General features: G+C 71.4%; 9 protein-coding genes. 7 read left to right on the top strand and 2 right to left on the bottom strand.

Features of this window, described 5'->3' with window-relative positions:
* The first annotated feature begins 20 nt into the window (after positions 1 to 20).
* Positions 21 to 1,631, top strand: coding sequence for an albusnodin/ikarugamycin family macrolactam cyclase (locus FHR32_RS01365; RefSeq protein WP_184752243.1), 1,611 nt, complete (start codon positions 21 to 23; stop codon positions 1,629 to 1,631).
* Positions 1,632 to 1,822: 191 nt separating this feature from the next.
* Positions 1,823 to 2,248: a hypothetical protein gene (locus FHR32_RS01360; protein WP_184752241.1), complete on the top strand. Its 426-nt coding sequence runs from the start codon at positions 1,823 to 1,825 to the stop codon at positions 2,246 to 2,248.
* 61 nt (positions 2,249 to 2,309) lie between these two features.
* On the opposite strand, the gene FHR32_RS01355 is transcribed toward FHR32_RS01360, so the two are convergent.
* Both FHR32_RS01355 and FHR32_RS01350 read right to left on the bottom strand, forming a co-directional pair.
* On the bottom strand, positions 2,310 to 3,062 hold the full coding sequence (locus tag FHR32_RS01355) for a Clp protease N-terminal domain-containing protein (RefSeq protein ID WP_184752239.1): 753 nt from the start codon (positions 3,060 to 3,062) through the stop codon (positions 2,310 to 2,312).
* Between the two features lie 64 nt (positions 3,063 to 3,126).
* Positions 3,127 to 4,200 (bottom strand): glycoside hydrolase family 18 protein, encoded by a 1,074-nt coding sequence (locus FHR32_RS01350; protein ID WP_184752237.1) that lies wholly within the window; start codon positions 4,198 to 4,200, stop codon positions 3,127 to 3,129.
* Positions 4,201 to 4,348: 148 nt separating this feature from the next.
* Here FHR32_RS01350 and FHR32_RS01345 point away from each other — a divergent pair, with 148 nt between their 5' ends.
* The 5 genes from FHR32_RS01345 (at position 4,349) to FHR32_RS01325 (ending at position 12,359) form a co-directional block, all read left to right on the top strand.
* The gene (locus tag FHR32_RS01345; RefSeq protein WP_184752235.1) at positions 4,349 to 5,275 is read left to right on the top strand and encodes an LLM class F420-dependent oxidoreductase; all 927 of its coding nucleotides are present in this window, start codon (positions 4,349 to 4,351) and stop codon (positions 5,273 to 5,275) included.
* A gap of 109 nt (positions 5,276 to 5,384) precedes the next feature.
* Positions 5,385 to 6,932, top strand: a complete 1,548-nt coding sequence (locus FHR32_RS01340; RefSeq protein WP_184752233.1) for a 3' terminal RNA ribose 2'-O-methyltransferase Hen1 — start codon at positions 5,385 to 5,387, stop codon at positions 6,930 to 6,932.
* Entirely contained in the window at positions 6,925 to 9,450 is a 2,526-nt protein-coding gene (locus tag FHR32_RS01335; protein ID WP_184752231.1) for a polynucleotide kinase-phosphatase, read from the top strand. Before FHR32_RS01340 ends, FHR32_RS01335 begins: the two co-directional genes overlap by 8 nt.
* Positions 9,451 to 9,569: 119 nt before the next feature.
* Entirely contained in the window at positions 9,570 to 10,733 is a 1,164-nt protein-coding gene (locus FHR32_RS01330; protein ID WP_184752229.1) for a VLRF1 family aeRF1-type release factor, read from the top strand.
* Between the two features lie 216 nt (positions 10,734 to 10,949).
* Entirely contained in the window at positions 10,950 to 12,359 is a 1,410-nt protein-coding gene (locus FHR32_RS01325; RefSeq protein WP_184752227.1) for a sugar porter family MFS transporter, read from the top strand.
* Positions 12,360 to 12,500 lie beyond the last annotated feature (141 nt).

Raw genomic sequence — 12,500 nt, 5'->3', positions numbered from 1 at the left:
CCATATCGGAAGGATCCCCCATGATGATCTTTGGCGGTTACGCCGGACCCCACCCCCACCCACCCTGCCTGGCCAGATCCCAGACGGTGACCTCGTCGATCTGGGCCGGCGAGCACGTCCCCGACCACGCCGTACGCACTGCGGCCGCCGGTCAGATCCGCGTCACCGTGCTCGGCCCATGCGGCGCCCTCACCGCCGACGTTGAGGACCTGGCCGAGCGCGGTGTCCCCCACGACGCCGCATGGCGGTGGGCCGGCGCCTACGTGGTCGCCCACGAGCCTCCCGGCGGAGACGTCGTGCTGTACACCGACCCGGCCGCGGCCCGCCCCGTGTACGTCACCCGCCACGCCGACGGATGGGTCTGGTCGTCCTCCGCGCGAGCCCTCGCCGGGCTCCGCAACGCCGGCCTCGACGTCGACCGGATCTCCTGCGCGATCACCGCTCCGGGCGTGCTCGCCCTCACCGAGGGCTCGACCTTCTACGCCGGCGTCTATCAACTCCCAACTGGTGCGCGGATCCGCCTGCCGGCGCACGGCGGCCCGCTTGAGAGCGCCACCCTGTGGGTCCCGGCCCCCGGGCGTGCCGACCCCGTGACCCGACTGCGTACGACCCTGCTCGACGCTGTCGCCCTGCGCACGCGCCTGGGTCCACGTCTGTCGTGTGACCTGTCCGGCGGCCTCGACTCGACTTCCCCCGCCGTCATCGCCGCCTCCATGCTGCCCGCCGGCCGCCCCTTGGAGGCGGTCACCGTGCACCCGGCCGGGAACCGCGGCGGCGCCGACCTGCGCTATGCGCGCATCGCCGCCGCCGCCTACCCCGACCGGATCACCCATCGGCTTCTGCCGCTCACCGCCGACGAGCTGCCCTACACCGGCATGGCGGCAGTGCCGGTCAGCGACGAGCCGGCCCCGTCGACCACCGCGCAAGCCCGGTTCCTCGGACAGATGCGATGGATGAAAACCACGTTCGACGCCGACATGCACATGACGGGCGACGGCGGCGACAGCATCATGTTCGTCCCGCCGCTCCAACTCGCCGCCCTGATCCGCCGCAGGCGACTGCGGCGCGTGGTCGGCGAGGCGTTCGGCTGGGCCCGGCTGCGCCGCGCCACGGTGCGGCCAATCCTCCTCGATGCCGTGCGGGGCGCTCGCACGTCCCGGATAGCCGCGCTGCACGAACTCGCCCAGGCTCTGCTCGCCCAGGCTCTGCTCGCCCCGTCGATGAGCGCGGCCGACCGGGCTGACGTCGCGTGGTTCGCCGGCTCGTCCGCACCGGCCTGGGCTACCGAGCAGGCTCGCCGCGCCGCCGCGGCTGCCGCGCACGCCGCCGCCTACCAGGCCGACCCGCTGGACATGCTCGACGACGCGACGCGATGCCTGGTTGATCAGCTTTCTCTCTCACGCGGTAATACCGCGGCCGTGGATGTCGATAGGCGGCGGAAGAGTCCGCACCCACTCATGAAGATCACGCACCGAGGCGACATCCGCGTCCCCCAACGCCGCGACAAGGCCCCGGAGCCAGTTGGGATCCGGCCCGGCGCACAGGCCCCGGGTTCGCCGATCCCACCCGCGGTCAGTACCTGGTGGAAGAGACACCGCTCACGTCTGCCGGCATCACCCGGATCGCGTTGAAGCCCGAGCCGATCGCTGAGCTGCTCGCCGAGCACACCTCGGAGTTGTTCCAGATGGCCGACCTGAGGCAAGGAGTACCTGCGCTCCGCCTGGTGCCTGCCGTACGGCATGAAGGCGCCCCCCGCCCATTACGGGCGGGGGTTTTCTGCTGTTACGCTCCCCACCAAGCGATCATGGGGAGGTGGTACCGGATGGGTAAAGTCAGGCGGACTGCGGCGCTCGCGCTCGGCATGGCGGCCACACTGGCCGGATCTGTGGCTCTGAGCAGCCCGGCCATGGCGGCGTCGTCGCCGGTCGAAGCATGCGGCGGCGGCAGCTACCACGTCATCGACCAAGCCGGCTTGGGCAAGTACGCCACCGTCTACCTGCTCTACAACGGCTCCACCAACTGTGTGGTCACGTGGAAGAAAGCACCGTACGCGGGCGGCACCATGAGGATCAGCGGCTACCTGGAGGTGCCGGCGATCAACAAAATCGACTCAGACGCCGGTAACTACCGGTACTACGCCGGCCCGGTCAAGTTCAGCGCTGCGGGGAAATGCATCCGGTGGGGCGGCTCCTATGGCTTGAGTGACCCCTTCATCACTTACCACAGCCCCCTGGGGCACTGTGGCTGATCGCCTCTGACGAGGGTGGGGTGGCGTGTCCGGCCCTGGAGACCGCGCGGGGCGCTCGCTGCTACTCCCCGCCCCGACCGGCCTGCTCCTCCAGCCGTTCCAGCCGCCGGACGATCGGCTCCAGCTCCCGCCGGATGGCGGCGGACAGGGCCGCGGCCGGGTCGGCCAGGGCGTCACCGGCCTGCCCCTGCGCCCGGAGATGGACGTAGCCGGCCAGGGCGGCGGTGACGGCGCGGCGGGTCAGCCGCGGCTCGGCGCCGAGGCTCCGCAGGATCTGCCCGCCGGCTCCGTCGGGTTCGGCGATCAGCCCGAGGAGGAGGTGCTCGCAGCCGACGTAGTTGTGCCCCATCCCGGTCGCCTCGGTGACGGCCAGCTCCAGCGCCCCCGCAGCCGGCCTGCCGAACCGGAGCGGTGAGGCGTCCGGCGGGGTGGACGGTTCCCCGGGGGCCAGGCGGTCCAGCTCGCGCCGTACGTGGCCGGGGTCGATCTCCACGGCGCGCAGGATGTGCAGGGCCAGGTTGCCGCCCTCGGCCAGCATGCCGCCCAGCAGGTGCTCGGTGCCGACCTCGGTCGCCCCCGCAGCGCCCGCCTGCTCCACCGCGAGCTTGATCACGGCCCGGGCCCGTGCGGTGAAATGCGTGAGGCGCGCCGTCGGGTCGTCGAGGTCGGGGGCGCCCAGCGCCGTCTCCCTGATGGCCGTGACCCGCCGTACCGCCTGTTCCAGGGCGCGCTGGCAGATGGCCGATACCGGCACTCCCGTCTCCTTGACCGCCTCGGCCAGCTCGTCGGGCAGGTAAACGTTGATCTTCGGCACTGCGCCTCCCTATGGGGTTAGCGAAGGGTTATAACCCAGTTATAACCCCGCAGGGGGTGTCTGTCTAGCGGGTGAGGGCGGCCAGAAGCCGGGCGGCATCGGGAGCGGGTGCCGCGCCCCGGGTGGAGAGCCACGCCAGCCCGTTGCGGGTGGTGAAGGCGGTGAGCCTGCGGGCGTCGGCCACGGTGAGGTCCCGGGATCCGGACAGGACGGCCGTGAGGGCGATCCGATGCCAGGCGGTGGCCTCGCCCATGGCCTGGGCGAGCTGGGAGTGGGCGGCGCGCACGGCCGAGGCGACGTAGTGCAGGTCCGTCCGGCCCGTGGAGGAGCGCCGGATCGGGGCGAGGAGGTTGACGGCGGCGATCTCGACGCCCGCCTCCCGGGTGGACCGGAGCATCGCCTGGTCGCGGAGGGTCAGGCCGGCGTCGTTCACCGGCAGGGTGAAGCTCACGGTGAGTGGACGTCCCTCCCCGGCGGCCTCGCGCTGGAGGGCCCTGATCGCGCCCGCGCGGCGCAGGACGGTCTCGTCGCCGTCCGCTCCCTCCACCTCGAAGTCGAGGTAGGTGACGCCGAAGGCGGCGACCACCTGCCGGTAGGCGGCGGTGAGGCGGCCGAGGTCGGCACAGGTGACAGCCGGCTCGCTGCCGGTCCGGCCGCCGAAGGCGAGACCGGCGTCACCGCCGGCCGCACGCAGCCGGCCCAGCACGGTGGCGACCGGATTGCCGCCCTGCCCCCGCAGGCCCCCCCACACGGGGGTGCAGCCGTCCTGCCCGGCGGTGAGATGACCGAGGGTGAACCACCGGACATGCTCCTGCCGGGCGGCCCTGGGAAGGTTGAAGAGCGGATCGCGGACGGTGTCCACGAACGCCACGAAACCCGACGGATGGACGGCGGCGGGCGGGGGAGGGGCCGGTTCGGGAGGCAGACCCGCCGTGGTCCGGGTCAGGCGAGGCGGCTTGCCTCCGGCGTGGGGCGTCCGTCCGGTTCCCGTCCAGCCGTCGGACGTGGCGGGCAGGAGCCAGACCGCGAGACCGGTCCCGGTGACGAGCGCGGCCGCCGCGAGCACGACCATGGCCCGGGGGGGCGTGCCCGGCTCGCGAGGCCGGCGGGCGGCGGAGTGGTCTGTCGCCACCGACATGGCATTCACCTTCTGGGCGACATCTGTTCGTCGCGTTGGGTGTCGGGTCTGTTACCGAGGGAAGTGAAAGTCAGAACGTTATCAAGAGCCTCCTGCACGGCGTGGGCTTTCTGCGGATGGCGTCCGGTGTGACCGGATAATGGTGTTCATGAAGTTGAGGATCTTCACTGAACCGCAGCAGGGAAACGCCACCTACGAGGAACTGCTGGCGGTCGCGCGGACCGCCGAGCGCCTGGGGTTCGACGCCTTCTTCCGCTCCGACCACTACATGCGGATCTCGCCGGGCGACCCCGGCCTCGGCTCCACCGACGCCTGGGTGACCCTGGCGGGCCTGGCGAGGGAGACCTCCACGATCAGGCTCGGCACCCTGGTCAGCCCGGTCACCTTCCGGCTGCCGGGCCCGTTGGCGATCAGCGTGGCCCAGGTGGACCAGATGAGCGGCGGCCGGGTCGAACTGGGCCTGGGGACCGGCTGGTTCGACGCCGAGCACACCGCGTACGGGATCCCGTTCCCGCCGGTCGGCGAGCGTTTCGCCCGGATGGAGGAGCAGCTGGAGATCCTCACCGGGCTCTGGACCACGCCGGAGGGGGAGACGTTCTCGTTCGAGGGGGCCCACTACCGGCTGGCGGACTCGCCCGCGCTGCCCAAGCCCGTGCAGCGCCCCAGGCCACCGATCATCATCGGCGGGTTCGGCGCCAAGCGCACCCCGCGGCTGGCCGCGCGGTTCGCCGACGAGTACAACCTGCCGTTCCACAGCCTGGATGACACCAAGCTCGCCTACGGCCGGATCCGGGAGGCCTGCGAGGAGTACGGGCGTCCGCAGATCGTGCTCTCGGCAGCCCAGACCGTCGCCGTCGGCGCCGACGAGGCGGAGATCGCGCGCCGCGCCGAGGCCGCCGGGTACGACCCCGACGCGCTGCGCGAGAGCGGCCTGGCGGGCACCCCCGCCGAGGTGGTCGACAAGATCGGCAAGTTCGCCGAGCTGGGGGCCGAGCGGATCTATCTCCAGGTGATGGACCTGTCGGACCTGGACCACCTGGAACTCATCGCAGCCGAGGTCCTGCCCCACGTCTAGACCTGCTTCTCCGTCCCGGGCCGGCACTCAGGGGCCGCGCCCGGTCACGGAGGTGTCCTTTCTGTTAACCGATAGCCTTCTTGATCGGGTATCGGGCAGACTGACCCGGGTGTTGCTCACGATCTCCACCACCGTACGGCCCGCCACCGACCTCGGGTTCCTGCTGCACAAGCATCCGGACCGGGTCCAGGAGTTCGGCCAGTCGTACGGCGTGGCCCGCGTCTTCTATCCGGAGGCGGACGAGGAGCGTTGCACGGCGGCGCTGATGCTCGACGTCGATCCGGTCCGCCTGGTGCGCTCGCGTGGCCGGTCCACGCCCGACTACGCCCTGGGCCAGTACGTCAACGACCGGCCCTATGCCGCGTCGTCGCTCCTGGCCGTGGCGCTGGCGGACGTGTTCCGCACCGCCCGCACCGGCCGCTGCGACAGCCGTCCCGAACTGGCCGCCGGCCCCATTCCGCTGGAGATCGCACTGCCCGCGCTGCCCTGCCGGGGCGGGCCCGAGATGGCACACCGGCTGTTCGAGCCACTGGGCTGGACGGTCGAGGCGCGGGCCGTACCGTTGGACGAGGGGTTCCCCGAGTGGGGGGACTCCCGCTACGTCCGGCTGTCGCTCCGCGGAGAGGTGCGGCTGGCCGACGCGCTCAACCAGCTCTACGTGCTGCTTCCGGTGCTCGACGACTCCAAGCACTACTGGATGGCCTCCGACGAGGTGGACAAGCTGATCCGGGCCGGCGAGTCCTGGCTGGCGGCCCATCCCGCGAGGGGCCTGATCACCCGCCGCTACTTCGGCCGCCACTCGGCTCTCACCCGGACCGCTTTCGCCCGGCTGGCCGAGCTCGGAGACGACGTGGCGGAGGAACTCGACCCTCCCGTCGAGGAGGAGGCCCTCGCCGTGAACGGCGAGGAGGCCGCCGCGGCGGCCCCCGCCGACGGAGGCGAGGCCGTCCCCGCGGACGCCGAGGCGGCCGAGGGGGCCACGGCGACGGATTCGGCGACCCCCTCGCCGGAGCGGGACGCCGCGCCCAGGCGGCCGCTGAACGCGCTGCGCCACGAGGCGGTCCTCGCGACGCTGGCGGAGACCGGCGCGCGCACCGTCATCGACCTGGGATGCGGGTCGGGGCAGCTGGTCGGGGAACTGCTGGGCAGGCCGGAGCTCACGAAGGTGGCCGGGACGGACGTGTCGGCGCAGGCGCTCGCGATCGCGGCCAGGCGTCTGAAGCTCAACCGGATGTCCGACCGGCAGCGGGAGCGGCTGGAGCTGTTCCAGGGAGCGCTGACCTACACCGACGACCGGTTCGCCGGATATGACGCCGCCGTGCTCATGGAGGTCGTCGAGCATGTCGACCCACCCCGGCTGGGAGCGCTGGAGCGGGTCGTCTTCGGCGTCGCGCGGCCCGCCCACGTGATCGTGACGACCCCCAACGCCGAGTACAACGTGCGCTACAACTCCCTGACGGGCATGCGCCACCCCGACCACCGCTTCGAGTGGACCCGGGCGGAGTTCCGGTCCTGGGCGGCGAGGGCCGGCGAGGAGTACGGCTACCACGTCGCCTTCCGGCCGGTCGGCGACGACGACCCCGAGGTGGGACCGCCCACCCAGATGGCCCTGTTCGGCAGGGGAAGCGCCACGGGCGCGGGAGGCGGAGATGACTGAGATCGCTGTGCCGGAGATGTCGCTGGTCGTGCTCGTGGGGATCTCGGGGAGCGGCAAGTCGACCTTCGCCCGCAGGCACTTCGCGCCGACCCAGGTGGTCTCCTCGGACTTCTGCCGGGGGCTGGTGGCCGACGACGAGAACGACCAGGCCGCCACCCCAGACGCCTTCGACGTGCTCAACTACATCGTCGGCACCCGCCTGCGGCGGGGCCTCCTCACCGTCGTGGACGCCACCAACGTCCAGTGGGAGGCGCGCAAGAAGCTGGTCGAGCTCGCCAAATCCCACAACGTGCTGGTCGACGCGATCGTCATGGACGTGCCGGAGGAGGTGGCGGTCGAGCGCAACGAGGCCAGGCCCGACCGTGACTTCGGCTCCCACGTGATCCGGCGGCAGAGCAAGGACCTGCGGCGCTCCATGGCGAAGATCTCCCGGGACGGCTTCCGCAGGGTCCACGTGCTGCGCGGGACCGACGAGATCGAGGCCGCCACGGTCGTCCGGGAGAAGGCGTGGAGCGACAGGCGTGAGCTGACCGGGCCGTTCGATGTCATCGGCGACGTGCACGGATGCCGCGCCGAGCTGGAGACGCTGTTGCGCACCCTGGGCTGGGACGTCGAGCCCGGCGGCACGGGGGCGGTCCACCCCGAGGGCAGGACGGCGGTGTTCGTCGGCGACCTGGTGGACCGGGGACCTGACTCGCCGGGCGTGCTCCGGCTCGTCATGGGCATGGTCGCGGCCGGGACCGCGCTGTGCGTGTCCGGTAACCACGAGCAGAAGCTGGCCCGCGCGCTCAACGGCCGCAAGGTCAGGGTCGCCCACGGGCTGCAGGAGTCGCTGGACCAGCTCGCCGCCGAGCCCGAGGAGTTCCGCGCCGCCGCGCTGGCCTTCATGGACGGGCTGATCAGCCACTACCGGCTCGACGGGGGCAGGCTCGTCGTCGCGCACGCGGGGCTGAAGGAGGCCTACCACGGCCGAGCCTCGGGCCGGGTGCGCTCCTTCGCGCTGTACGGCGACACCACGGGCGAGACCGACGAGTACGGCCTGCCGGTGCGCTACCCCTGGGCGACGGAGTACCGGGGCCGGGCCATGGTCGTCTACGGTCACACCCCGGTCCCCGAGACCGAGTGGATCAACAACACGATCTGCCTGGACACCGGTGCCGTGTTCGGCGGGAAGCTCACCGCGCTCCGCTACCCGGAAAAGGAGATCGTCTCGGTGCCCGCCGAGAAGGTCTGGTACGAGTCGGCCAGGCCGTTCACCGCCCCCGGCCACCGCGACCCCGGCATGCTCTCCATCGACGACGTCGGAGGGGTCAAGCACATCGAGGTGCGCCACGGCGGCGGCCGTATCAAGGTCAGGGAGGAGAACGCGGCCGCCGCGCTGGAGATCATGAGCCGGTTCGCGGTCGACCCGCGCTGGCTGGTCTACCTGCCGCCGACGATGGCGCCGCCGGAGACCTCCCGGCTCGACGGCTACCTGGAGCACCCGGCCGAGGCGTTCGCGGAGTTCACCGAGGCGGGGATCACCCGGGTCGTGTGCGAGGAGAAGCACATGGGCTCGCGTGCGGTGGCCGTACTGGCCAGGAACCCGCAGGTGGCGGCGGCGCGGTTCGGGGTCGAGGACGGGACCGCGGGGGCCGTCTACACCCGGACGGGAAGGCCGTTCTTCGCCGACACCGACGAGTTGGTGAACCGGCTCCGGCAGGCGTGCGCGCCTCTCATGGACGAGCTGGGCACGGACTGGCTGGCGCTCGACTGTGAGCTGCTGCCCTGGTCGGCCAAGGCGGAGGGGCTGATCCGCAGCCAGTACGCGTCGGTGGGCGCGGCGGCCCGTACGGCGCTGCCCGAGGCGATCAGCGCACTGGAGGCGGCGGCCGGGCGCGGATTGGATGTGGGCGATCTACTGGACCGCACCCGACGCCGCTCCGACAACGCTGCCCGATTCAGGGACGCCTATGCGCGTTACTGCTGGCCGGTCTCCGGCCTGGAGGGCCTGCGCCTGGCGCCGTTCCAGATCCTGGCCTGCGAGGGCCGGGCCACCGCCGTGCAGGAGCCGCACTCCTGGCACCTGGACATGCTCTCCCGGCTCGCCGACCCGCTGATCGCACCCACCCGGCACCTGACCGTCGATCTGGCCTCGCAGGAGTCCATGGACGCGGCGACCGCCTGGTGGTCGGCGCTGACGGCCGACGGTGGCGAGGGCATGGTCGTCAAGCCGCTGGAGTGGCCTCACCCGGCGGACGCCACGGGCGCGGCCGTGCCCGCCGGCCGGGTGCAGCCGGGGGTGAAGGTGCGCGGGCGGGAGTACCTGCGGATCATCTACGGCCCCGACTACACCGAGAGCCTGGAGGTCCTGCGCCGCCGTTTCCTGGGCCGCAAGCGCTCGCTGGCCCTGCGGGAGCACGCCCTCGGGCTGGAGGCGCTGTCCAGGCTGGCCGAGGGCGAGCCGCTGTGGCGGGTGCATGAGGCGGTCTTCGCCGTCCTGGCGCTGGAGTCCGAGCCGGTGGACCCGCGTCTGTGATCTGCGGGTAAAGAGAAGCACGGGTAAAGAGAAGAAGGAAGGCATTTTCCCGATTGGTACGACGGCTCTTCCCGGAGGTGTCCATATCGTTGGAGACCGGGCCACCAGGGAGGAACGTCGTGAGATTCGATCGTGCGGCTCTGCGAGAGGTCGTCGCCATCCACGACGACCAAGGAGTGCTGTCGTTCTACGTGACCGCCGATCCCCGGGAGGAGGCGGCGATCCGGCCCGCGTGGCGGATCCGGTTCGGCAACCAGCTCGCCGACCTGCGCAAGCAGGTCAGCGCCGATGGGGACCGGCCCCGGCGGGTGGCCGTCTTGGCACGGCTGGAGAAGCTGGAGACGGAGTTCGCACTGCTGCTCAACCCGACCGAGTCCGGGCTGGGACGGGTGCTGTTCGCCCCGGTCGGCAGCGACGAGGCGTGGACCTTCTCCTTCCAGCTGCCGGTCCCCGACCAGATCGTGCTGGAGTCGACGGCCTACGTGCGGCCGCTGGTCAACACGGTGGAGACCGCGCCACCCGCCGGGCTCGTGCTCGTCTCCCGGGACGGGCTGCGCATGATCGACTACCGCTACGGCACGGCCGAGGAGGCGGGCCGGACGGACTTCGATCTCAGCGCCGAGGACTGGCGGCAGATGCGCGGTCCCGCGACCTCGGAGCTCGCCCGGCAGGCCGCGACGCACCGGGACAAGTTCGAACGCCGGGTCGAGGAGAACCTCACCAGACTCCTGCGCGCCACCGGGCCGAGCATCACCGAACAGGCCGCGAGCCGGGGCTGGATCACGGTCGTGCTGATCGGCGACGTCCAGCTGACCGAGATCATGGCGGCGGAGCTGACCGGCGACATCATCCAGATCGACGCGGTGGTGGACGCGCTGCCTCCGGCCAAGATCGCCGAGTACGCGGAGCCGCAGCTCCTGGCCGCCCGTACCCGGTTGGCCACCGCGCTGGCCAACCGGGCCAAGGATGCCGCCCTGTCCGGCGGGCGCGGGGCAGTCGGCCTGGCGGACACGCTCAACGCGCTGAACGACAGCAGGGTGGCGCAGCTGCTGCTGGCCGAGTCGCGCGAGTGGAGCGGCAGCCGCACGGCCGACGGGCGGCTCTGCCCGCCCGACCAGATCCCGCAGGGGGAGTCGCCCCAGGAGCATGTCCAGGAGGACAGGTTGGGCGAGCGCATGATCGAGCGCGCCCTGGACATCGACGCCGAGGTGATCGTCCTGGACCAGGAGTCCTCCGACGTCCTGGCCGACTTCGACGGGGTCGCCGCGATCCTGCGCTGGTAGGGAGAGAGCCGAGGAGGCAGGGTGTGCGGCCGGCCCGCGCGCGGCCGTGATCGGAGAGCCGTCCTGATCCACTACCGGCCGCCGTGAGACACCCATCCTGTAGATGAGAGGCGTGTTTTAGCAGCTCATGACATGAATGACCCCCTGCTCGCGATTGGATGCGACCTTTGACGGTCGATCCATGGATGCCTGTGTTTTTCGGGGGAAAGGACGGTCATGGTCGGTATTACCCCTTCGGGTACCTCCAGTGAGAACCTGGGGCACGTTGTCTTCATCACCGCCGCGGCGGCGATCGGCGGATTCCTCTTCGGCTACGACAGCGCCGTCATCAACGGCGCCGTCACCGGGATCCAGAAACACTTCGGTGTCGGCCCGGTCCAGATCGGTTTCGTGGTCGCGATCGCGCTGCTGGGCTCGGCGATCGGCGCGTGGATCGCCGGGGGCATAGCCGACCACTGGGGACGCACCAGGACGATGCAGGTGGCCGCGGTCCTCTTCGCGATCAGCTCCGTCGGCCAGGCGCTGCCGTTCGCGATCTGGGACCTCGCCTTCTGGCGGGTACTGGCGGGCGTCGGGATCGGGATGGCCTCGGTGATCGGCCCCGCCTACATCGCCGAGGTCGCGCCCCCCGCCTACCGGGGATGCCTGGGCTCCTTCCAGCAGCTCGCGATCGTGCTCGGCATCGCCGTCTCCCAGCTCGTCAACTACGCGATCGCGCAGCTCGCGGGCGGCAACGTCAACAACAAGCTCCTCAACCTGGAGGCGTGGCAGTGGATGCTCGGCGCCTGCCTGATCCCGGCCCTGCTCTACCTGCTGTTCTCGACGATCATCCCCGAGTCGCCGCGGTTCCTCGTCGCGGCGGGCAGGTTGCCGACGGCGCGCAGGGTGCTCGCCGAGGTGGAGGGCGACAAGGCCGACCTGGACGCGCGGATGACGGAGATCCAGGACTCGCTGCGCAGCGAGCACCGGCCACGGCTGCGTGACCTGCGCGGGCCCTCACTCGGTCTGCTGCCGATCGTCTGGATCGGCATCCTGCTCTCGGTCTTCCAGCAGTTCGTCGGCATCAACGTCATCTTCTACTACTCGTCGGCGCTGTGGCAGTCGGTCGGCATCAACCAGAGCAACTCGCTGCTGATCAGCTTCTCCACCTCGATCATCAACATCGTCGGCACGTTCATCGCCATCGCGCTGGTCGACCGGATCGGCCGCAGACCGCTGCTGCTGATCGGCTCCGCGGGCATGACGATCGCGCTCGCCGTGGCCGCGTGGGCGTTCAGCGCGGGCATCCCCACCGGCGACACCGTCAGGCTGCCGGCGACGCAGGGCGTCGTGGCCCTCGTCGCCGCGCACATCTTCGTGCTGTTCTTCGCGCTGTCGTGGGGTGTCGTCGTCTGGGTGCTGCTCGGCGAGATGTTCCCCAACCGGATCAGGGCCGCCGCGCTCTCCGTGGCCGCCTCCGCCCAGTGGGTGGCCAACTGGCTGATCACCGTCTCCTTCCCGTCCCTGGCCGCGTGGAGCCTGGCCGGCGCGTACGTGGGATACGCCTTCTTCGCCGCGCTGTCCTTCGCCTTCGTGTGGTGGAAGGTCAAGGAGACCAAGGGACGCAAGCTTGAGGACATGGGTTAGGTTCTCGCCCATGTCTCCGATCTTCCCCGAAGACGGCCCTCCCCCGCCCCCGGCGTCCGCCCGCCGGGGAAGGGCGCAGCGCGGGACGGAGGGCCCGCGACCGCCCGGGGCCGCGCCGACGAAGGCAGAGCTTGACGCCTC

This window comes from Streptosporangium album (genome assembly GCF_014203795.1).
Classification (GTDB): Bacteria; Actinomycetota; Actinomycetes; order Streptosporangiales; family Streptosporangiaceae; genus Streptosporangium; species Streptosporangium album.
The sequence above is the reverse complement of the archived record's forward strand: the minus strand, read 5'-3'. Positions and strand labels throughout refer to the sequence as shown.

Coding starts and splice junctions, on each gene's coding strand:
- FHR32_RS01350 (WP_184752237.1), bottom strand. CDS start 4,200: ATGTCGGTGGCGACAGACCACTCCGCCGCCCGCCGGCCTCGCGAGCCG.
- FHR32_RS01360 (WP_184752241.1), top strand. CDS start 1,823: ATGGGTAAAGTCAGGCGGACTGCGGCGCTCGCGCTCGGCATGGCGGCC.
- FHR32_RS01365 (WP_184752243.1), top strand. CDS start 21: ATGATGATCTTTGGCGGTTACGCCGGACCCCACCCCCACCCACCCTGC.
- FHR32_RS01325 (WP_184752227.1), top strand. CDS start 10,950: ATGGTCGGTATTACCCCTTCGGGTACCTCCAGTGAGAACCTGGGGCAC.
- FHR32_RS01335 (WP_184752231.1), top strand. CDS start 6,925: ATGACTGAGATCGCTGTGCCGGAGATGTCGCTGGTCGTGCTCGTGGGG.
- FHR32_RS01345 (WP_184752235.1), top strand. CDS start 4,349: ATGAAGTTGAGGATCTTCACTGAACCGCAGCAGGGAAACGCCACCTAC.